A 21,410-nucleotide genomic window follows, 5' to 3' on the forward strand; every position below is an offset into this window, starting at 1 on the left:
CCCACACATGGCCCACGCCGCCGACCACGGCCATGAACAGGTACTCGATGCCGTAGTTCAGGCCAAACGGCGTCGGGTTCACCGCGCGCTGCAGGTGCGCGTACAGGAAGCCGGACACGCACGCCAGCACTGCCGCCACCACGAAGATCACCACCTTCATCCACGCGGTGTTCACACCCATGGCCTCGGCCATCACGCCGCCGCCCTTGAGCGCGCGGATGGCGCGGCCCGGGCGCGAGTTCAGCAGGTTCTGCATCGCCAGCACGGCCAGCAGCACCACCGCCCAGATCAGGTAGAACATCGAGCGGCCCGACTGCAGCTCGATGCCGAAGAACGACAGCACCGGGATCCCGTTCAGGCCGTCATACTTGCCCAGGAACTCCAGGTTGCCGAACAGGAAGAACAGCGACAGGCCCCAGGCAATGGTCGCCAGCGGCAGGTAATGGCCGGACATGCGCATCGTGATCAGCCCGATCACATAGGCCGATGCCATCGTGATCACCAGCCCCACCAGCAGCCCGAACCACGGCGACAGCCCGAACTGCGTGGTCAGGTACGCAGTGCTGTACGCGCCCAGCCCCACGAACGCGGCCTGCCCGAACGAGGTCATGCCACCCACCCCAGTCAGCAGCACCAGCCCGATCGCCACGATGCTGTACAGCCCGACGTAGTTGCCTAGCGTGATCCAGAATTCCGGCGTGGGCAGTACCGGCAGCAGCAGGAGCATCGCCAGCAGCAACCAGCAGACGATGCGCCGTGCGCCGATCGCGTAGGCACGCGTGCCGGGTAGACCACCGACACGCTGGTCTTTGTTCGTCGCGATTTCCATGGTTTATTCCTCCTCCGCCGGCTTGCTGACGACCGATCGCCACAACAGCACCGGGATAATCAGCGTGAAGACAATGACCTCCTTGTAGGCGCTGGCCCAGAACGAGGAATAGGATTCGAGCAGGCCGACCAGCAGCGCGCCGGCCGCCGCCAGCGGATAGCTGACCAGTCCGCCGACGATGGCGCCGACAAAGCCCTTCAAGCCCACCAGGAAGCCCGACTCGTAGTACACGGTGGTCAGCGGTGAAATCAGGACTCCGCACAGTGCGCCGATCGCCGCGGCCAGCGTGAACGACAGCCGCCCGGCCTGCGTGGTGCCGATGCCGACCAGCCGGGCACCCAGCCGGTTGACCGCCGTGGCACGCAGTGCCTTGCCGGGAAGGGTCCGTTCGAAATAGAAGTAAAGCGCCGCGATCAGCAAGCCCGCCACGCCCACCACCCACAGGCTCTGGCCGGAGACGTTGATGGTGCCAAGTTCGAAGAACGCCTCGGAGAATGAAGCGGTGCGCGAGCCCTCCGCGCCGAACATCACCAGGCCCAGCCCCACCAGCGCAAAGTGGACGCCGACCGAGACGATCAGCAGCACCAGGGTGCTGGCTTCGGCCAGCGGCTGGTAGGCGACCCGGTACAGCATCGGCCCCAGCGGGATGATGATCAGCAGCGTCAGCGCGACCTGCACCGCCATCGGTACCTGCTGGCCGCCCCAGGTCTGCGCCGACAGGTGAACCGCGACAGGGAACAGCAGGTACTTCACCGCCAGCACGCCGATGCGGCGCGGCGCCGCCCGGCGCAAATCGTGGCTGCGCATCACGGCCACGACATCGAAGATAAAGGTCAGCACACCCATGCCGACCAGCAGCAGGCTGGTCTGCGGTGCATGCCCCGCCTGCATCGCGGCCAGCGTGAGACCGCCATAGGCAACGAACTCGCCCTGTGGCAGGAAGATGACCCGCGTAACGGAAAACACCAGCACCAGGGCCAGCGCGAGCAGGCCGTACACCGCGCCTGAAGTGATGCCGTCCTGCGCCAGCAGGGCGGCGGTTGTGATATCCATGTTGTCTCCTCGTACCTCGGTCAGGCGCCCGGCATGGGCGCGCTGCTATCGAAAGCTGAGTCCTTCGGCGCCATCCGGGAGCCTGGACTTCTGGTGGTACTTGCTGATGCCCGCGCGGCGGGCTATGGTGCGGGCCTGGGGTCGGTCACCGCGGTAATGAAGGCATCGCTGAAGAAGGACCCGTCCGGCAGGGCATGATCGCGCGTGAAGGTTGCGCGGGCGGCGTCCACCATCAGCGGGTTGCCGCAGGCATAGACCTCCAGGCCACTCATGTCCGGGAAGTCATGCGCGACCGCTTCATGCACGAAGCCGCTGCGCCCCTGCCAGTCGGCATCCGGCTCGGACAGCACCGGAACAAAACGCAGGCGCGCCGCGAGCGCATCCCACTTCTGTGCCTCGTCGATGGCATACAAGTCCTCGCGTCGGCGGCCGCCCCAGTACAACACCGCGCCGCGTGCCTGCAGCGCCTGGCCGTGGGTCTTCATCAGGGATGCGATCGGCGCGTAGCCGGTGCCGGACGCCAGCAGGATGACGGGCTTGTCGGTTTCAGACAGCACGAAGGCGCCGAACGGCCCCTCCACCCGCAACATGTCGCGGGGCTTCAGCGCCTGGTACACATGCGTCGAGAACCGCCCCTTGGGCAGCGCCCTGACATGCCATTCCATCGTCCCGCTGCCGTCCGGCGCGTTGGCCATGGAGTAACTGCGGCGGGTGCCGTCGCGCAGCAGCACGTCACAGTACTGCCCCGCCTTGAAATCGAAGCCCGCGTTTGGCGGCACCTGCAGCCGTACCACGGTGACGTCATGGCTGACGCGGTCCGCCGACAGCACGCGGGCACCGGCCTGCACGACACGCCGTCCGGGGACCGCCGACACCTCAGGCGCCTCGATGACCACATCCCCCTCCGGCCTGGCCATGCAGGTAAGGCAGTGCCCTTCCGGGACGCCTTCCGGCTCGAATCCCTCCGGGTAGGACACGGACCCGCTCTTGATCGGCGCGCAGCAGGCGTGGCATTCGCCGCGCCGGCAACTGTGCTTCGGGAAGAAGCCCGCGCCCAGGGCCGTTTCGAGCACGGACTGGCCCGGTGCGCAGTCGAGCGTGACCCCGGCCGGTGCGAAGGTGATACGGTGTTCCGCGTGGGACCTGGCTTCTGCCGCCACGCCCGGGCGCTCGAGGGTCTGTTCCTGCGACATGGGATTATCCGGCTGCGTTCTGTTGCGACTTCAGGTCGAGGGCCACGTCCACGATCATGTCCTCCTGGCCACCGACCATGCGGCGCCGCCCGAGCTCGACCAGGATGTCGACGGTCTTCAGCCCATAGCGCTCCGCGGCTACCTCCGAATGGCGCAGGAAGCTCGAATAGACCCCGGCGTAGCCCAGCGCCAGGGTCTCGCGGTCCACGCGCACCGGCCGGTCCTGCAGCGGGCGCACCAGGTCGTCGGCGGCGTCCATCAGCTTGTACAGGTCGGTGCCGTGGTTCCAGCCCATGCGTTCCGCCGCGGCGATAAAGACTTCAAGCGGCGCGTTGCCGGCCCCCGCGCCCATGCCAGCCAGGCTGGCATCGATGCGGTTGCAGCCCTCTTCCACGGCGACCATGGAGTTGGCTACGCCGAGGCTCAGGTTGTGGTGGGCGTGCATACCGGTGTGCGTGGTGGGATCGAGCACGTCCTTGAACGCACGGAAGCGCTCGCGCACGCCGTCCATGGTGAGTGCGCCGCCGGAGTCAACGACGTAGATGCAGGTGGCGCCATAGCTTTCCATCAGCTTTGCCTGCTGCGCCAGCACCTGGGGCGTGGTCATGTGGCTCATCATCAGGAAGCCGACCGTGTCCATGCCAAGCTCGCGGGCGTACTCGATATGCTGGCGCGAGATGTCGGCTTCGGTGCAATGCGTGGCCACGCGCACGATGCGGGCGCCGGCGTCATAGGCGGCACGCAGGTCGTGGATGGTGCCGATGCCTGGCAGCAGCAGTGTGGCCACCTTGGCATGCGTAACGGTTTCCGCCACGGCTGCGATCCATTCCAGGTCGGTATGCGCGCCGAATCCGTAGTTGAACGATGATCCCTGCAGTCCATCACCGTGCGCCACTTCGATCGAATCGACGCGAGCATCGTCCAGCGCCTTGGCAATTGCTCGGACCTGCGGAACACTGTACTGGTGACGGATAGCGTGCGAGCCATCGCGCAGCGTCACGTCCGAGATATAGAGCTTGGTAGTCATCTTGGTGTCCTGTCTGGAGTTCAAGCGGCAGCGCCGGTGGCAGCGATCTGGCGCTCCGCCAGCTTTTCGGCAGTGGCGAGCGCGGCGGAAGTCATGATGTCGAGGTTCCCCGCATAGGCCGGCAGGTAGTGCGCGGCACCCTCCACCTCCAGGAACACCGTCGTCTTGAGACCCGGCAGCCTGCCTACGCCGGGGATGTTCAGCGGGCGGTCCGCACCGTAGGTTTCGAACTGCACGCGCTGCTTCAGGCGATAGCCCGGTACATAGCGGTTGACGGCCGCCACCATCGCCTCCACCGCGCGCTCGACCTTGTCGGTATCGGCCGGTTCTGAGAGCGTATAGACGGTGTCGCGCATCAGCAGTGGCGGCTCGGCGGGATTGAGCACGATGATGGCCTTGCCCTTGGTGGCGCCGCCCACCACTTCGAGCGCGCGCGAGGTGGTTTCCGTGAACTCATCGATATTGGCGCGCGTACCCGGGCCGGCCGATTTGCTGGAGATCGAGGCTACGATCTCGGCGTAGTGCACCTTGGTTACCGCAGCGATCGCAGCCACCATGGGGATAGTCGCCTGGCCGCCACACGTCACCATATTGACGTTGTTCGCGTCGAGATGTGCTTCAAGGTTGACGACTGGCACGCAGTAAAGGCCGATCGCGGCCGGTGTCAGGTCGACCATGCGGATTCCGGGCTTGGCTTCACGCAGAAGCTTGTCGTTCTGCACGTGCGCACCTGCCGAAGTGGCGTCGAACACGATGTCGATATCAGCGAACTCCGGCATCTCCTTCAGGCCTGCCGCGCCAGTGGCACACGTCGCCACGCCCATGCGCGACGCCCGGGCAAGGCCATCCGAAGCGGGATCGATACCGACCATGACTCCCATCTCGATATGGCGCCCGTGGCGGAGGATCTTGATCATCAGGTCAGTGCCGATGTTGCCGGAGCCAATAATGGCGGCCTTCAGTTTTCGAGTCATGACTGCTTCCTTATTTGTTCCTGTCTGTTCCAGACCGGTTTCAGAGGGGATAGATGACCGACGTGCAGTCGGAGTAAAGCCGCTCGACGTCATCGGCGCGCAGCGTCAGCACGGCGCGCTGGTTGATATAGCCCTTGTCGGTGATCTCGCCCTGCTCGATCGAGGGCGGCGTGGAGAGCAGCACCGCGCGGGCCGGCCGTTGCGAACTGCCGGCGCCCTTGCACAGGGCGGCCAGGATCTCGCTGAGCACCTGTCGCACGGCCGGATGCTGTCCCAGCGACTTGCCGCACAGGCTGCCTCCGCCGTCGCCGGCCAGCGCACGCAGCGCCGCCGTCGGGAAGATCAGCAGGCCCACCTCCGCCCTGTCATGGCCTGATACGACTGCGTCCTGGGCATAAGGCGTCATGGCCGACACCGCCGCGATACGCAGCGTACCGACCGAAACCCACGTGCCGGTGGTGAGCTTGAAGTCCTCCGATACGCGCCCGTCGAAAATAACCCCGGCGCTCGGGTCCGCTGGATCGACAAGCTTGCCGGCGTCTCCCATGCAATAGAAGCCCTCTTCGTCGAAGGCCTCGCGTGTCTTCGCCTCGTCGCCGATATAGCCGGGAAAGATCGAGGGGCCGCAGACGCGCAGCTCGTACTTGTCCTGGCAGGGAGCGAACTTCAGTTCCACGCCGGGCACCGGAACGCCGATATTGCGGGTCGACGTGGTCTGGAAGTGCGCGCTGGTGACCACCGGCGAGGTCTCCGTTGAGCCCCACTCGGTGGTAAAGAACAGCGGTACGTCGCGAACCCTGGCAGCGACCGCTCGCAGCCGTTCCGCGCATTGCTGAGGCAAGGCCGCGGCGGCGAAGAACAGCATGTCGAGGCGCTCGAACAGCGCCCGGGCCAGCGATTCGTCGGCTTCCAGATACGGCAACAGTACGTCATAGCCGCGCGGGACATTGAAGAACAGCGTAGGCCTGACTTCGCGAATCCCTTTGAGCGTGGCCTCGATTGCCCCCGGTGCCGGACGACCGCTATCGATGTACAGTGTGCCGCCATTGCGCAGCACCAAGTTGAAGTTGTGGTTGGCCCCGAACGTATGGCTCCACGGCAACCAGTCGAGTACAACGGGATGCGCCTTGTCGACGAAGGGCCAGCACTGCGCGATCATTTGCTGATTGGCGCACAGCATGCGGTGGGTGTTCGGCACCAGCTTGGGCACACCGGTCGAGCCGGAAGTCAGCAGGATGCGGGCAATCGCATCGCTGCCGACTGCCGCGAACGCCGCATCGACCGCAATGCCAGGGGGGGTATCGAGCAACGTGCTGAACGGCAGCGCATCGCCTTGTGCCCCATGCGTGAAGACCACCGGGCACGCGGGCTTCCACGAAGAGATCGCCCCACCATACTGCGTGAAATTTTCCGCGTAGAGCATGCCGGGCTGGAGCCGGTCGAGGATGGCGTGCAGCTTTGCATGGTCCCTGGCGACCACGGTGTACGCGGACGACACCACGGCAATGCGCCGACCCACGTGCATGGCGCCCAGCGAGAGCAAGGCCAGGTTGATACTGTTCTCGGAAAGCGCCACGATCGGGGCGTCCTCGGCGATGCCCAGGTCCAGGATCGCCTGGCCGATCCGGCGGACGGCCGCCAGCGCGTCACTGTAGCTCACGCGGCGCCAGTCGTCGCCTTGTCGCTCGGCGAGGAACGTGCGGGTGCCCTCCTCCTGCGCCCAGTATTGCAGCCAGTCGCCGATGCAACGCACGTATGGCTGCAGCGCCTGGGTGGAGCGCAGGACGAAGCTGCCGTCCTCGCGTCGATCGATCGTGATATCGGGGGTGGCCAGCTTCACAGGACTGCGCTGGCCCGTGGCATCAGGCGGGCAGTCGGCCAGCATGCGGCAAGCTACTGCATTCATTTCACGATCCTCCAGCCGCCATCCTGGATTCTGACCACCACGCGGCTCGCACTGTCGTAGACGGAGTGCTCGGTCTTGCTGACGCTGATCACGCCGTGCGTAGCGGGCAGGTTAGTGGTTCCTTCGATGGCGTCGCGCAATGCCTGGCGGAATGCCGGCGTGCCAGGCTGCGCCGCCTTGGCAGCCGCGCCCGCTGCCTTGTCCAGCAGCAAGTAGGCGTCATACGCGTAGCCGGCAAACAGGTCCCGCGTGCCAGCACCGTACTTGGCTTCATAACGGGTGACGAAATCCGCCGCTACCGCTTTGCTTGGGTGCGACGGCGGCAACTGCTCGGCCACCAGCAGTGCGCCCGCAGGCAGCACCACACCATCGGCCGCCTTGCCGCCCACGCGCAGGAAATCGTTGTTGGCGACTCCGTGCGTCTGGTAGATAGCTCCCTTGAAGCCGCGGTCCCGTAGTGCCGACATCGGCAACGCCGCCGGCGTGCCGCTGCCGGCGATCAGCACGGCGTCGGGCCGGGATGCTACGACCTTGATCGTCTGTCCGGCCACCGACTGGTCGGTGCGGGCGAAGCGCTCGGTCGCTACCAGCTTGATGCCGGCTGCTTCGGCGCGCGGCTGGATATCCTTCAGCCAGGCCTCGCCGTAGGAATCGTTGTAGCCGATGAACGCCAGCGAGCGCACCTTCTTCGCAGCCATATCGTCGAGCAGCGCGGCAGACATGAGGCCTACCGGCTGGGGCAACGAAAACGACCATGCCACCCAGCCCGGCTTCGGCACGAACGGGCTGAGTGCGATCGCCGGGGTCTTGCCCTCGGCCGCCACCGTGGCCACGGCGATGGAGGTCGGCACCGTTGACGAACCAATGATCGCGTCAACCTTGTCTTCCTCAATCAGGCGGCGCGCATTCTTCGATGCCGCGGCAGGATCAGTGCCATCATCAAGGATCACATAGCGCACGGGCTTGCCGCCCAAGGTCTTGGGCAGCATACCAATCGCCTGCTTCTCCGGGATGCCCAACGACGCACCTGGACCAGTTGCCGACAGCGTTACCCCAATAGTGATCTCGCCCGATTGCGCTTGCGCCGTACCCGAAAAAAGGGTGAGCGCTGCCGAGGTGGCCAGCACGATGGCTGCCGCCTTGAAGATTGCCTGTTTCATATTGTCTCCAGCGTCCCGCTCTGCGAGGCGGGAACGACGATCGATTTACTCGGTCTGGCAGTTCACCCGCCCGAGCCCCTCCACTTCAAGCTGCAATGCCTCACCCGCCTTGATCGGGAACATCGGCCCCAACGCGCCGGAAAGCACAACATCGCCGGCCCGCAGCGGCGCACCTGCCTTCAACATGGTGTTTGCCAACCACCAGGCTGCGTTCAGCGGGTGGCCCAGGCAGGCAGCGCCGCTGCCCTCCGAACTCGTCTCGCCATTGCGCAGGAAGCGCATGCCGCATTCCGGCAGGATCACGTCGGTCAGGCGCTTCGGGTCTGCACCCAGCACGTAGAGACCACAAGAGGCGTTGTCCGCAACGGTGTCGACCAGCGTGATGCGCCAGTCCTGAATCGCGCTGTCAACGATCTCGATCGCCGGCAGCGCATACTCGATTGCGCTCAGGAAACGGCCCCAGGTCAGGTCGCCTTCGAGGTCTTTGCCCATCACGAAGGCCACCTCCCCTTCCGCCTTGGGCTGGATCAGCGTGGAGACGGGCACGGCCATGCCGCTGACGTACTCCATGTCGGCGAAGAGCACGCCGAAGTCGGGCTGGTCGACGCCGAGCTGCTTCTGCACGGCAACCGACGTCAGGCCGATCTTCTTGCCGCTGATGACTCGGCCCGCGTCGACGCCACGCCGGGTATTGACCTCGGCAACGGCATAGGCGTCGTCAAGGCTGGCAATCCCGTAGGACTCGGAGATACGCGGGATCGGCATGCGGTCTTGCCGGGCCTGGTGCAGCGCGTCGGCTGCCTGTTGGATTCGAGGGGCTGTCATCCTGTGTCTACCTTATGGTTTGATTCCGGGGACGTCGCGCGTGTGCGTCTGTCCGTCCCGCTACTGCACTTCGGGATACGTCAGGCCGGTTCAGGCCGACGCGGGGCTGCCGGTGTAACGGTGCATCAGCGCAGCCGTGGCAGCCTGCTCGCCACGCAGGCAAGCGATATAGTCCGTCTCCAGCTCCGCCACCACCTGTGCGACAGTGGCCACCGTGCGCACCGCGCCGACGCCATGCCCGGCAGACCAGACGTCCTTCCAGGCCTTTGGTGCCGCCACGATATCGCCGGAAAAATCGATCCTGCCTTCCGCCTTGAGTTGCTCGGACGTGAAGCCGGCGGCCTTGAGCGTCGGCTTAAGCCAGTTGGCCGGCACGCCGGAGACGGCGCTGGACAGCGCGAGATCCTCCATGCGGCTTGCCACCAGCAGGTCGCGGTATTGCTGGGGCACCATGCTTTCCGGCGTTGCGATCAGCCGGGTGCCGACCACCACGAAATCGGCACCGAGTAGCTGTGCCGCGCGGATATGTGCGCCGCTGGAGACGGCGCCGGCCAGGCCGATGGGGCCGTCCCAGAACTCGCGCACCTCGGCCAGGAACGAGAACGGGTGGTATTGGCCGGTATGACCGCCGGCACCGCTGCTCACCAGCACCAGGCCATCCACGCCAGCCTCGATGGCCTTGCGCGCCAGCGCCGGCGAAATGACATCGGCCATCACCAGCCCGCCATAGGCGTGCACCCGGTCCAGCACCCGGCGTGGGCTGCCCAGGGCAGTGGTGACGATGCCGGGCCGGTAGCGCTCGACCAGCGCCATCTCGGCGTCGAAGCGGTCGTAGCTGCTGTGCACGATCATGTTCAATGCCCACGGCACGGTCGGGCTATCCTTGGCATGCGCGGAGATCTGCGCAAGCGCTTGGTCCAGCGCCTCGATATTGCGAGCGTTGGGCGCGGCATAGGTGCCGACGATGCCCGCGCTGAGGCTGGCGCACACCAGTTCAGGGCCGGAAACCAGGAACATCGGTGCGGCCATCACCGGCAGGCGCGCAGCGGAGAAGGTCGCGCGCAACGCTGCGTGCGCCGAGGCGGAGTTTGGAATGGGGGCGTTCATTTTTTCGTTGTTTCGTTCAGTCGCGTGGTCGTCGCGCGGGCCGCCCACGCACTTCCCAGCCGCCATCGCTTTGCAGGATGGCTGCCGTGGTGGCCGGCGAATTGGTACGGGAGGCGAGCAGCACGTAGTGCCCGGTGTGGTCCTCCGGCTGCGCAATGAAGCCGAGCGGCACCGCTCCAGCCACGGCATCGCTGAAGCCTGGAATCTCTGACAGCTTTGCGTCCTGCTTGCCCAGCGACTCCGGCCCCTTCAGCGGCGTCACCGTGCCACCTGGCGCAACGCCATTGACGCGCACATCCGGTGCCAGCTCATACGCGAGTTGCTTGATCAGCCCAACGCAAGCATGCTTCGACGCCACGTATGCCGGCCCGCCGCCACCGGCATAGAACGCCGCATTGGAAAGCGTGAAGATCATGCTGCCTTGGCTTTCGCGCAGCGCAGGCGCCGCTGCATAGGCCGCCAGCAGGTAGCCCAGCACATTGATATCGAAGACTTCCCGGTAGGTTTCCGCGGCCTGCTGCCCGTCAGCGAACTTGCGCAGCGGCGCAAAGTAGTCCCACACACCCGCGTTGCCGATCAGCGTATCGAGCTTGCCGAAGGCCTTTAGCGTATTGGCCACGGCTTCGGCGTTGGCCTCCGGCGAGCGCACGTCGCCGACCGTGATGGCCACGCCTTCGCCAAACTCTTCGCGCAGGCTGTCGGCGCCGCTGGCGCTGCGAACCAGCACGCCGATCCCCCTGGCCCCTTCGGCCAGGAAGCGCCGCACCACTGCCAGTCCGATCCCGGAGTTTGCCCCGGTGACCAGCGCCACATCGTCATTTAGCCAGCCCATGGTCACAGGAAGGTGTTGAGATTCTTGGACATGAACAGGGACTGCGTAATCACGATCTTGCGACGCGCGATTCGAAGGTCACCGTCCACCAGACGCAGCAGATCTTCGCGCCGGCCCAGCAGCAGGTCGTTGTCGGCCTCGCCGCGGCTGCGGTAGTTGACGAAGACCGAATGCACGATGAACTCGTCCTCTGCCCCACCGTGCAGCGCTTCGATGTTGCTGATCACGTGCACGTGACGCGTCGGCGGATCCTCGGCCCAGGCCGAAGGCTGCTTGAAGCGCGCCACCCGCCGTTCCAGGTCAAGGTGGTTGTCGTCGAAGAAGGCGCCGCGGCCCGGCGAATAAGCGCCCAGCTTGTCGGCGCGGCGGCGGTTCTCGATCGCCGGCATCCAGTAGTGGATATCGGGGGTCACCAGGGCGAGCCATTCCTCCCAGGCTTCGCTATCCAGCAAGCGCGCCTCGCGGAACAGGAACTGCTCGATGCGGTGCGCGGTCTCGCGATCCACCGGCTGCTCGCCCGTCGCCTCGGGCAGGGATTGCGGCAGCGCGCTCATGCGACCTCCTTGGCGTTGCTCTGGTAGGTATAGGCGCTGTCTTCCAGACTAGCCTGGTCGCGTACCGGCACTTCGGACCAGTTGCGCGAGCGCATCAGGTCGAGCCAGCGCTGGTAGAACGCGCGGTGGTTGGCCTCGTTCACCTGGTTGCGGTAGACGTTGCCCGGCAGTTCGCTATCCTCTACGCGCGAGCCACGGCCCAGGCCCATGTACAGATCCTGCTGGCGCGTCACGAACCCCGCGTTGGTGCGCGTCGAGAACTCGAAGTTCTCGCCATCATCCATCTCGAACACGCCCGACGGCGAGAAGGTCATCATGGTTCCCTTGAGCCAGCGGTCCTTGATGTCCTGCGGCGCGCTCTTGTTGACGATGGTCCAGGTATGCAGCTCGATCTGTCCCGGGCCGCGCGGATGCCAGACCCGGAATGTGTTCTGGCCAGGCAGGAAGGACAGGTTCGGGAACACGCTGACCGACGAGATCGAGCCGATCATCTTGGAGCGGAACTCGCCCAGGCGTTCCGCAACCTTCGGCTGGATGCTGTACAGGTATTTGCGGATTTCCTTGTCGCCCAGCGTCGCGGCGTTCCCCACCACGTCCAGGTTGAACTCCCAGCCATGGCCGTTGAAGTTGACGTGATAGGAATCGGGATCCTTGTAGACCTCTGCAACCGGCCCGCCCAACATGGCGCGCGCGGCCGAGTCGTGCGTCCACAGTGCGTGGTAGATGTCGCCGATGAAGTTCTCGACGGGGACCTTCCAGTTGCAGTTGATCACCGACTTCACGCAACCGCCGACAAACTCCGTGCCCTGCCCGTCCATGTCGAGCATCACATCGAGGTAGTAGCGGAAGTCGCCCAGGTAAGATTCGAGCGAAGGCGCATCGGGATCCATGTTGCCGAAAACAAGGCCCTTGTAGGTCGCTACCTGTGCCACTGGGTGCAGACCGTGTTCGGCCCGGTTCATGCCGCTGTCCTCGAACAGTTCCTGCCCCGCCATGCCGCGCAGCGCGCCATCGATTCCGAAGGCCCAGCCGTGGTAGTTGCAGACAAAGGTCCGGGCGTTGCCGGCGTCGGTAAAGTTCAGCTTGTTGCCGCGATGCGGGCAAGTGTTCAGGAACGCCTTGACCGATCCGTCCTTCTGGCGCACGACGATGACATTGTCTTCCGCCATGTAGGTGGTCACGTAATCGCCGGACTTGGGGATCTGGGACTCATGCGCCAGGAACAGCCAGCTACGCGAGAAGATCTTCTCCAGCTCCTGCTCATAGATTCGGTGGTCCCAGTAGACCCGGCGCGACAGGCGGCCGACGTCGAGGTCGATCAGTCGGTCGAGCCCACTCAGCGGTTCGCTGACGGGGTCTTTTCGCAGGCGTTCGCAGTTGCCCGTGCAGTCGTGTGTCATGTCGCTTTCCTCAGATTGCCGACGTAGCGGCTTCGGACTCCTGCTCCAGGTCAGCGTAGATCTCGTCGCCTTCCTCGATCACCTTGTAGGTGCGCAGGTCCACCGTGCAGGGAAATGCCATGGCCTGGCCGGTGGGAATATGGAACTGCCCGTCATGCAGCGGGCACGCGATCAGGTCGCCATCGACGATCTCGCCTTCGGACAACGATGCGGTCGCGTGGGTGCACACATCGCTGGTGGCATAGAAGGCACCGTCGACGTTATAGACCGCCAGCGGGCAGCCATCGGTCTCGACCTTGCACACCTGGCCAGGCTCTAGCGCTTCGCGCTTCAGGAGGAATACTTTCTTGCTCATGTCTGCTATCCGTCTGCGTGCCTTACTGCCGATGCAGTTGCACGAAACCAAGGCCTGTCACCCATTCCGGGACCGCCTCGTAGGCAATGACCTCGCCGCGCGCGCCCTCGAGGGCGCCCATGGCGCAGGCCCAGTTGCGGATCTCCATGCCGCCGTTGCCGCCATTCGCGAGGATGTATTCGTCGCTGAGTGCGGCCAATGCGGCCAGGTCGCCACGCTGGGCGTAATCCAGGATCTGGTGGTCGAAGTCCGCGTTGACTCGGCCCATTTCTGCCGTGCCAACCCAGTGGCTGATGCCCCCGCTGCCAATCACGGCTACCCGCTCACTGGCGTCGAACGACTCCACGGCTTCGCGGATCTGGCGTCCGACTTCGATGGCTCGTGCAATCCGGATGTACGGGTCCACGCCGGCTGCCAGGTAGACCGGAACGGTGCCGACGCTGCGGCCGGCTTCGCGCATCGGCTGGACCATCAGTTGATTCGGGATGGCGATGGCGTGGTCTACCGTCAAGGCACGCGCCACCGCCCAGTCGAACCCGCGCGCATGGCCATCGGCCGCGATATGCGCAGCCAGGCCTTCGCTGTTGGGGATATGCCCGCGCTTCAGCCCCGGCATCGCGTCCAGCGGGCCGTCAACGTCGCCAGTCCCGATCAGGTAGCTCGGCAGGCAGGTTGTCCCAAACAGCATGTAGTGGTCGGCGCCCACCACGATGACGCTGGTCGGCTCCAGTTCAGCCAGGCGCTGGGCGCAGGTGGCGAACGCCCCCCACATACGATCCTGTACGGCCGGTGCCGGGGCCTGCGGGGCCACGAACATCACCGGGTCGTGCGGCACCAAAAAGCCGCCTACGATTTGTCCCATCTCTGCCTACCTATTGCTTCAGGGCAGCGCTGTGAAGCGCCTCGGACGCGCCCACCGGGCGCAGTTTCTTCATGTAGGCGCGCATGTCGCGCTCGGGCGAGAGCTCCTGCCAGAACCCCATGGTCAGCATCGGGTTCACGCCGGCCCGCTGCAGCCCGAGCACGTCAAAACCGGTCAACATCGCGCGCTCACCCTCAGTCAGCGCAAAGCGCTGCAGGAAGGCTTCCGGGTCATCGCGGAAGCGCTGCTTGGCGGACCGGTCGACGGTCAACTGGTGCAGCACCCGCTCGAGTACGTTGCGGCTCATGGCGTCAGGCGATGAAGTCGGAAACCAGCTTCAGGAAATCGGCCCGTCGCTCGGTTTGCACCCAGTGGCCGCAGCGGCCGAACAGGTGCAAGTCGGCATTCGGAATCGCGCGCGCCAGCAGCTGACCGCACGCCGGCGGCACCACGCGGTCTTCGCGGCCATGCAGGACCAGCGTGGGCGCCTCGATCTTTGCCACCACATGCGCCGGAAAGCCCTTGACCATGGTCGGACCCTCGGCATTCGGCTGCGGAATCAGCTTGCGCAGCGCCTCCTGGGCGCCGGGACGGGCGCTGGCCTCGTAGCGGGACTGCACCATTTCCGGCGTGATGATCGACTGGTCGTACGGGAACAGACGCATGGTCTTTTCCATGTTTTCCAGCGATGGCTCGTATTCCCAGGCCGAGCGCAGCCCCGGGGTCTGCTCGAACTCTCCGGCCGGTGCGCCCAGCAGCACCAGCTTCTCGACGCGCTTCGGGTCGAACACCGCCAGGCCCAGCGACAACGCGCCGCCGAACGAGTTGCCGACGAACGAGGCGCGCTCGATATCCAGCGCGTCCATGATCCCGACCAGGTGGCCGACCCACAGCTTGATGTCGTACTTGGTGCCGTCCTTGAACTCGGTGAAGCCGAAGCCGGCGATGTCCGGCACGATCACGCGGAACGACTGCGCCAGCTCGTTCATCACGCCCTTCCAGTTGCCCCAGCCGGACACCCCCGGACCCGAGCCGTGCAGCAAGAACAATGGCTTGCCAGAGCCCTGGTCGAAGTAATTGGTCTGGTGGCCGGCGGCCACCAGGGTTGAACCCACACCCTCAAACTTGCTCATCGCGTTTCTCCATACACATACGTATGTGTATGGTATGAAGTGAGTTGAGGTAGGTCAAGGCGGAAACTCGTGTATTTCGTGAGGGTATACGCGCAGAACCCACGAAGGAAATTCCATACACAAGTGTATTTTCCCTGAGGAGTAGAATCGTGCACGTTGCTGATGGAGACCCTATGACGAAAGCCACGCCAGGTGGAACAGCCCCTGTGCGCAACCAACTTACACCCGAGGATTGGATCAAGGCCGCCCGCAACCTGCTGGTCAGTCGAAGCGTAGACGCAGTTCGCGTGGAAGTGCTCTCAAAAGAACTCGCCGTTACCCGCGGCAGCTTCTACTGGCATTTCAAGGACCGCGACGATCTGCTGCGCCGGATGCTCGAATCCTGGCGCGACGAAGCCACGGAGCAGATCATCTACCGCTTCGAGCGGCGCAACCTGACCCCGCGCGACCTGATCCGGGACCTGCTATCGCTGCCTTTCCGTGGCGTGTCGGCCCAGGAAGCCGCCTCGACGGAACTAGCCATCCGCGCCTGGGCGCGTCGTGACGAGCGTGTGCGCCAGGTACTGGACGAGGTAGATGCCAAGCGACTCTCTTATATCTCACAATGCTTTAGCGCTTTGGGCTTCGGCATTGCCGAGGCAAGGGCAAGGGCATTCGCACTGTACAGCTATGAATTGTCGGAGTCGTTGCTTTCGCATCAAGGCAATGACGAACAGAAGGCGGAACGTCGGGCCGTCATGGAAAAGCTCTTGTTGACACCGAGCTAGGGGAACGGCTGCTTCCCCAATTGTCGCGACTTCCAACGTCCCAAAATCCACTTGGTTGACGAGCATTCGCGTCCGTTCAGATGGTAGTACCGGAGGTTCACAGGTTGGAGCGAGGGACTGGCCAATGTCCGCTTTTCACGTGAGGATACCCGCGCGGACACAACTGGCAACGTGGCTCGGGAAGTACTATCCTCCCATGGGCACAGGTAAGGAGGCCAAATGTCGCAAGGTTCTCGGCATTTTCGCAAAGCGAATCTCACTGTACTCTGCATGGCAGGCGTGCTCGTTTCGTGTACCACACCGAGGACATCGGCTCCGCCCGAACTCCAACCCACCGACGCGCGTGGAACGATCGCGGTGCTGCACGCATCCGGTGTACAGATTTATCAGTGCAAGCGTGCGAACGACGGCCGGTTGTTATGGAGCTTTTCGGCCCCGGAAGCAACCCTGAAGGATGACACCGGACAACTCGTCGTCAAACACTACGCTGGGCCAACCTGGGAAGCGCCTGACGGCAGCAAGGTGACCGGCAAGGTATTGCGACAGACGCCCAATGCTCAAGAGCCGGACAGCATTCCACTCTTACTGTTGCAGGCAACCAGCACCGGCGGAACTGGCCTGCTTGCGAGGACGCGTTACGTGCAACGGCTGAATACGCAAGGCGGACAAGCCCTCCCTCAGGCCTGCACACAGGAGGGACAGGAGAATCGCATGCCGTATCGGGCGGACTACGTCTTCCTGGAATAGCCAAGGTGACGCTGGCAGATACCGTGCCGGTTTAGTACTCCCCGCTGGCGGTGGCCTGCTGGTGGTAAGGAAAGGCACTCCCCACTCTGGCACAGCGATGCCGTTTCGTGATGGGGGGCACGCCTACCTGCCTCGCTTCCCAGATCTGAATGGAACCGCTCCCGCTTCGTGGGTGCGGGGGCGCGTTCATTCCATCTTTTTCTCCCTCTCAAGTAAGCGGACGATCGGGTAAGTCAGTGGATGCTTGGGCAGCCATCGGAAGGCGGATTTCGTACAACATCGTGTGCCACGAAACTTGGAGAATCGAGCGTGCACACGGTTGTGAAATTTGACTCCGACGGGCTTCGCCTGGCCGGAGCCCTGCATTTACCCCCCGATCTTGCCGAAGGCGAGCGACGTCCCGCTATCGCCGTGCTGCATGGGTTCGGCAGCAACAAGGACGACGGCATGGTGCAGTTGGCAACGCGCCTGTTTTCGTCACTGGGCTATGTGGTCCTGCGCTTCGACATGCGGGGCTGCGGTAACAGCGAAGGCGAGCGCGGCAAGGTACTGTGCGAGGACCAGGTGAGCGACACCCGCAACGCGGTCAGCTACTTGCAGAGCCTGCCCGAAGTGGAGCCTGCGAAGATTGCTGTGATGGGTCACAGCTTCGGTGCGGCCGTGGCGGTCTATGCGGCTGGCGTTGACCCTCGCATCGTGGCCTGCATCTCATCGGCCGGATGGGGCGATGGGGAAGTAAAGCTGCGTCAGCAGCATGCCGGTTCGGCCGCCTGGCAGCGCTTCGAGGCAATGGTGGAAGAAGGCCGTGCCCGGTTGGCCACGGGCCAGTCGATGCAGGTCTCGCGCTTTGACATCGTGCCCATTCCCCCCGAGATGCGCAGCAGTCTGCCCGCGGGAAGCTTCATGGAGTTCCCGTTCGAGGTGGTCGAAAGCATGCTGCGCTTTCGGCCGAACGCAGTGGTCGGCAACATTGCCCCGCGTCCGCTCCTGCTGCTGCATCCGGCGGACGACTCGGTCACCCCTACAGACCAGTCGATCGGGCTGTTCCGCAACGCCAGGATGCCGGCCGAACTGCATCTGTTCTCGGAGATCGATCATTTCATCTTCTCCGATGACAACCGGGCCGTCATGAACCTGGTCACGGACTGGCTGCACAAGTTCTTCCCGGCCCGCCAGGCGTCTTTGGGGGCCGCATGACTGCGCGCCCATCGACCATGATCAGCGCAGCCGGGCTGCAAGCCTTCGCACAGGCACTACTTGCATCGGCCGGGCTGCACGAACCTGGCGCCTCACTGGTGGCGGAGAGCCTGGTGTGGGCTGACCTGCGCGGTTCGCCAGGACATGGGGTTTCGCGCATCCCGCAGTACACTGCGTGGCTGGCCTCGGGCGACATGAATGGCCAGGCACAACCGCGCCCGGGGCTAAGCCTGCCAGCCCTGACCGTGGTCGAGGGCGATCGCTGCGCCGGTGCGCTGGGCATGCGCATTGCCGCCGGGCAAGCTCTCGCCGGGGCGCGCCAGGCCGGGGCGAGCCTGGTGCTCTTGCGGGAGACAACGCATACCGGCGCGCTCGGCTTTCACACCGCGCATGTGGCCAGTGCAGGAATGTTTGCCATGGCAATGGCCGCTTCGGCACCGCTGATGGCCTACCATGGCGCCTCGGTGGCGGGCGTCTCAACTGCTCCGCTGTCCATGGCCTGCCCGGGGCTCGGCGAGCCGATCGTGTTCGACATGGCTTCGGGAGCCGTTGCCTTCGGCAAGCTGATGCAGGCTCGGGCCACCGGCCGGCCGCTCGAGCCGGGCTGGGCCATCGATGCCATGGGTAATCCCACCACGGACGCGCGCCAGGCGACAACGCCGCTGCCACTGGGCGGCCCGAAAGGGTCGGGCCTCGCGCTGATGGCCGAGATCGCCTGCAGCCTGCTGACCAACCATCCGATCCTGGCGCCCGCGCTGCTGGCCCCCACTGCCGGTCATCGCCACACGCAGAACGCGTGGTTGCTCGTGATCGATATCGCCCAGGTGGTGGACCCTTCCCTGTTTCAAGCGCAGTTGACCGAGCTCGCTGGGGCCATCCACAACCTGCCGGCCTCTGTCGAAGGTCCTCCGCGGCTGCCGGGAGAACGCGGCTACGCGGAAGCTCGGGAGCGCGGCGCGAACGGGATTGCCTTGGCGCCTGTGACTGCTGACGCGCTGGAGGCACTTGCCAGCCAGGCTGGCATCCGCGCCCCCTGGGCGTAGCGTGGCCGGAAAGTCACCTTCAGGCGCGCCGAGGAATCGTTAGCAACGCCCTGCCCGTTCCGTTCCCGTGTGGACCTTGTTTCACGTTCGGCCGAATCGACGGGGCTACACTGTCTTTCCCTTGACGGCTGCCACGCGCATGACATAATCCTGACTGACTGCAAACGTTTGCAATTTTTGGGGTTATCGACTGGTTCGCCGAAGCGTGTGGAACTGACGGGTCCTCTGTCTCCTGTACGACTTCTTCGGCATCGATTGGTCGGGCGCCGGTTGACTGAGAGTGAAATCGCACTCCGCCACCTGCAGCGCATCGGCACGATTCCCCTTTGGCTTGCTTGAGGAGACACCTTGCATGGCAAAGGACCGCCAGATACGCATCGTCCACGGCAGCTTCGGCCGTGCCACCCTCCATCGGATATCGGGGCCGCTCGTCGCGCATGCCCATGCGGAGTTCCATCTGATCTTCAAGGTCGGCGGCACGGATGCGACATTCAAGATCGACGGCCAACCGGCGACACTGACCGACGGCTGCGCGCTGCTGATCAATCCGTGGTCGACGCATACGAAGAGCGCTAAGGAGGGCTCGCCTTCGCTGCTGCTCGCCTTGCTACTGGAGCCGGAATGGCTCGGGCGCACGCTCGGCGTCGACAATCCTGCCGGCGGCCTGCGCTTCAGTAAAACACTGGTGCGCATGGATGCGGATACCGTCGCATCGCTGACGGCGCTGGGTACCTGCCTGGCTCGGGATTTGGCCGACGATTCGGCAATTGGCTCGGCAGATTGCGAGGCCGCCGTCGCGAATCTGGCGCGCAGGGTGTCGGCCTGCCATCTTCAGCGGCGGTCGATGACCGAAGTGCTGGCAAACACCAGGCCGCTTGACTACCGGATCAAGCGCGCGACCGAGTACATACGCAGCCACGCCGGGGAAAACCCCAACGTTGAAACGGTCGCCAGCGCGGTGGGCATGTCCCGCAGCCGGCTCTTCCACCAGTTCAAGGCCTGCATGGGCATCTCGCCGCAGCAATACCTCGACTGGATCCGAATCGGCATCGCCACACGCCTGCTGGCGGAACGGCATGCCAGCATCGGGGACGTGGCACACCAACTCGGATTCAGCGCGCAAGGACACTTCACGCGCTTTTTCGTCCAGCACCTGGGGCTTAGCCCGTCGGAGTTCCGCCGCACCGGCATGCCGGGCGGCGCGCACGGCGACTGAGGCGCCCCACGCCGCCCGGCGTCCGCTGCCGGTCAGCCGCGCAGCGAGCGCGACAGCTTGTCCTGGATGACCGCGTCGAATACCGCCTTGGGCAGCATGCCGTGCACGGTCTTGGCCGGAATCGACGTGTAGTTGCTGGCCGTCTGGTTGGAGTACTGCGTGATGCGGAAGTCCGAGGTGATGCTGGCGAGCGAGTACACGTCATGCGGATCCATGCCGGTCGCCGCGCTCACCCAGTTGAGCATCTGCCGCAGGCAGGCGACGAGCGCCTCGTCGAGATTCTTGCCAAAGCCGAGAATGATCCAGTGGCTGGGCGTCTCCGCCATCGGCAGGGCCAAGGGCCGCTGCTTGTGCAGGAAATACTGGATCTGCATGTCCTCCATCGCGGTTTCGATGGCGGTCTGATTGACCACGCCGTCGCCTTGGGCGGCATGCGAGTCGCCGGTCCAGATCATCGCGCCCGGCCGCTGGACTGGTAGGAACAGTGACGTACCCTCAACCAGCTCGCGCAACACGAGATTGCCGCCATACGGACCGCTGAGGATGCCGCTGATCGGTTCGTCGCCGGCGGGCTGCACCGCCATCACGCCCTGGAACGGCGCCAGCTTGATGCGGATACCCGGCGCGAACTCGGTGTACTGCCGGCTCTCGTCAAACTTGAAATAGCGCAGGTACGGCTTCGCAAAGTCGTTCGGCAGTGCACCGACCCCTTTTGGTGCCGAGTTCCATCCCCAGCCGATCGGGCGCAGCCTGACCATCCGGCACTCCACCACGTCGCCGGGCATCGACCCGCGCAGCTCCACTGGCCCGACGTTCGAGTACGGCCCTTGCGGAAATCGCTTGCGCACGGGTTCGCGATCCTCGTAGCTCATGCCGTACGAGGCGCCGTTGGCCCAGTTGACCCAGGTATTGGGATACATCACGAGGTCGCCCGACTCGATGCTGGCGACCGGCGTCGCCTTGGGGTCGAGAATGCCGACGCGCACGGTCTCGGTGGCGGACTCGATCCGGTGGATCTTGCCCGGTTTGACTACGGGGAGCGGAGCGGCGCCCGATGCAGCAAGCGGCGTGTTCCGCCCCGCCGTCACCTGTGCCGCCGCCTTCAGCGACGCGGCCCCCAGGCCGAGGGCGCCGGCAGCCTTCAGCCAATGTCTCCTGTCGATCATCATCTTTTTGGTTCCTTTCGATTGGGCCGTCCGCGGCACCACCCCCCTGGACGGCGAAATGCAG

Annotated in this window: 22 protein-coding genes; 5 read left to right on the top strand and 17 right to left on the bottom strand. The window is 64.8% G+C overall.

Features of this window, described 5'->3' with window-relative positions:
- The 16 genes from AC07UK_RS24000 to AC07UK_RS24075 all read right to left on the bottom strand — a co-directional run.
- The coding region (locus AC07UK_RS24000) for a branched-chain amino acid ABC transporter permease (protein WP_494693892.1) at positions 1 to 727 on the bottom strand (727 nt) is incomplete at its 3' end.
- A 105-nt stretch (positions 728 to 832) separates the two neighbouring features.
- Positions 833 to 1,882, bottom strand: coding sequence for a branched-chain amino acid ABC transporter permease (locus AC07UK_RS24005; RefSeq protein WP_494686381.1), 1,050 nt, complete (start codon positions 1,880 to 1,882; stop codon positions 833 to 835).
- A 122-nt stretch (positions 1,883 to 2,004) separates the two neighbouring features.
- Positions 2,005 to 3,075 (bottom strand): FAD-binding oxidoreductase, encoded by a 1,071-nt coding sequence (locus AC07UK_RS24010; protein WP_436224126.1) that lies wholly within the window; start codon positions 3,073 to 3,075, stop codon positions 2,005 to 2,007.
- Between the two features lie 4 nt (positions 3,076 to 3,079).
- Positions 3,080 to 4,102 carry a 4-hydroxy-2-oxovalerate aldolase gene (gene dmpG / locus AC07UK_RS24015; protein ID WP_436224127.1) on the bottom strand — a complete coding sequence of 341 codons (1,023 nt, stop codon included), beginning with the start codon at positions 4,100 to 4,102 and terminating at the stop codon, positions 3,080 to 3,082.
- Between the two features lie 20 nt (positions 4,103 to 4,122).
- Positions 4,123 to 5,076, bottom strand: coding sequence for an acetaldehyde dehydrogenase (acetylating) (locus AC07UK_RS24020; protein ID WP_436224128.1), 954 nt, complete (start codon positions 5,074 to 5,076; stop codon positions 4,123 to 4,125).
- 40 nt (positions 5,077 to 5,116) lie between these two features.
- The gene (locus AC07UK_RS24025) at positions 5,117 to 6,982 is read right to left on the bottom strand and encodes a feruloyl-CoA synthase (protein ID WP_494686380.1); all 1,866 of its coding nucleotides are present in this window, start codon (positions 6,980 to 6,982) and stop codon (positions 5,117 to 5,119) included.
- Positions 6,979 to 8,142 carry an ABC transporter substrate-binding protein gene (locus tag AC07UK_RS24030; protein WP_436224130.1) on the bottom strand — a complete coding sequence of 388 codons (1,164 nt, stop codon included), beginning with the start codon at positions 8,140 to 8,142 and terminating at the stop codon, positions 6,979 to 6,981. Before AC07UK_RS24030 ends, AC07UK_RS24025 begins: the two co-directional genes overlap by 4 nt.
- A 45-nt stretch (positions 8,143 to 8,187) precedes the next feature.
- The gene (locus AC07UK_RS24035) at positions 8,188 to 8,967 is read right to left on the bottom strand and encodes a 2-keto-4-pentenoate hydratase (protein ID WP_436224131.1); all 780 of its coding nucleotides are present in this window, start codon (positions 8,965 to 8,967) and stop codon (positions 8,188 to 8,190) included.
- A 90-nt stretch (positions 8,968 to 9,057) separates the two neighbouring features.
- On the bottom strand, positions 9,058 to 10,074 hold the full coding sequence (locus AC07UK_RS24040; RefSeq protein WP_494686379.1) for an NAD(P)H-dependent flavin oxidoreductase: 1,017 nt from the start codon (positions 10,072 to 10,074) through the stop codon (positions 9,058 to 9,060).
- A 16-nt stretch (positions 10,075 to 10,090) separates the two neighbouring features.
- Complete coding sequence (hcaB, locus tag AC07UK_RS24045; protein WP_436224133.1) at positions 10,091 to 10,906, bottom strand: 3-(cis-5,6-dihydroxycyclohexa-1,3-dien-1-yl)propanoate dehydrogenase; 816 nt, start codon at positions 10,904 to 10,906, stop codon at positions 10,091 to 10,093.
- A 2-nt stretch (positions 10,907 to 10,908) separates the two neighbouring features.
- Positions 10,909 to 11,460, bottom strand: a complete 552-nt coding sequence (locus AC07UK_RS24050) for a 3-phenylpropionate/cinnamic acid dioxygenase subunit beta (RefSeq protein ID WP_436224134.1) — start codon at positions 11,458 to 11,460, stop codon at positions 10,909 to 10,911.
- Positions 11,457 to 12,860, bottom strand: coding sequence for an aromatic ring-hydroxylating dioxygenase subunit alpha (locus AC07UK_RS24055; RefSeq protein WP_494686378.1), 1,404 nt, complete (start codon positions 12,858 to 12,860; stop codon positions 11,457 to 11,459). The genes AC07UK_RS24050 and AC07UK_RS24055 overlap by 4 nt, the downstream gene beginning before the upstream one ends.
- Positions 12,861 to 12,870: 10 nt before the next feature.
- Positions 12,871 to 13,215: a non-heme iron oxygenase ferredoxin subunit gene (locus AC07UK_RS24060; RefSeq protein WP_436224136.1), complete on the bottom strand. Its 345-nt coding sequence runs from the start codon at positions 13,213 to 13,215 to the stop codon at positions 12,871 to 12,873.
- A gap of 22 nt (positions 13,216 to 13,237) precedes the next feature.
- Complete coding sequence (locus tag AC07UK_RS24065; protein WP_436224137.1) at positions 13,238 to 14,077, bottom strand: DODA-type extradiol aromatic ring-opening family dioxygenase; 840 nt, start codon at positions 14,075 to 14,077, stop codon at positions 13,238 to 13,240.
- A 10-nt stretch (positions 14,078 to 14,087) separates the two neighbouring features.
- Positions 14,088 to 14,384 (bottom strand): extradiol ring-cleavage dioxygenase, encoded by a 297-nt coding sequence (locus AC07UK_RS24070; protein ID WP_114131520.1) that lies wholly within the window; start codon positions 14,382 to 14,384, stop codon positions 14,088 to 14,090.
- Positions 14,385 to 14,388: 4 nt separating this feature from the next.
- The gene (locus AC07UK_RS24075) at positions 14,389 to 15,210 is read right to left on the bottom strand and encodes an alpha/beta fold hydrolase (protein ID WP_436224138.1); all 822 of its coding nucleotides are present in this window, start codon (positions 15,208 to 15,210) and stop codon (positions 14,389 to 14,391) included.
- Between the two features lie 173 nt (positions 15,211 to 15,383).
- Here AC07UK_RS24075 and AC07UK_RS24080 point away from each other — a divergent pair, with 173 nt between their 5' ends.
- The 5 genes from AC07UK_RS24080 to AC07UK_RS24100 all read left to right on the top strand — a co-directional run bounded on the left by AC07UK_RS24080 (position 15,384) and on the right by AC07UK_RS24100 (position 20,180).
- Entirely contained in the window at positions 15,384 to 15,977 is a 594-nt protein-coding gene (locus AC07UK_RS24080; protein WP_114131518.1) for a TetR/AcrR family transcriptional regulator, read from the top strand.
- A 219-nt stretch (positions 15,978 to 16,196) separates the two neighbouring features.
- Positions 16,197 to 16,724 (top strand): DUF3455 domain-containing protein, encoded by a 528-nt coding sequence (locus AC07UK_RS24085; protein ID WP_436224139.1) that lies wholly within the window; start codon positions 16,197 to 16,199, stop codon positions 16,722 to 16,724.
- Between the two features lie 309 nt (positions 16,725 to 17,033).
- Entirely contained in the window at positions 17,034 to 17,921 is an 888-nt protein-coding gene (locus AC07UK_RS24090; RefSeq protein ID WP_436224140.1) for an alpha/beta hydrolase, read from the top strand.
- On the top strand, positions 17,918 to 18,964 hold the full coding sequence (locus AC07UK_RS24095) for an Ldh family oxidoreductase (protein WP_436224141.1): 1,047 nt from the start codon (positions 17,918 to 17,920) through the stop codon (positions 18,962 to 18,964). Before AC07UK_RS24090 ends, AC07UK_RS24095 begins: the two co-directional genes overlap by 4 nt.
- 352 nt (positions 18,965 to 19,316) lie before the next feature.
- The gene (locus tag AC07UK_RS24100) at positions 19,317 to 20,180 is read left to right on the top strand and encodes a helix-turn-helix transcriptional regulator (RefSeq protein ID WP_436224142.1); all 864 of its coding nucleotides are present in this window, start codon (positions 19,317 to 19,319) and stop codon (positions 20,178 to 20,180) included.
- Positions 20,181 to 20,212: 32 nt separating this feature from the next.
- Here AC07UK_RS24100 and AC07UK_RS24105 read toward each other — a convergent pair whose 3' ends face one another.
- Positions 20,213 to 21,349 (bottom strand): acetamidase/formamidase family protein, encoded by a 1,137-nt coding sequence (locus tag AC07UK_RS24105; protein WP_494686377.1) that lies wholly within the window; start codon positions 21,347 to 21,349, stop codon positions 20,213 to 20,215.
- Positions 21,350 to 21,410: the final 61 nt, after the last annotated feature.

The sequence above is a fragment of the Cupriavidus sp. GW821-FHT07C08 genome (assembly GCF_059419025.1).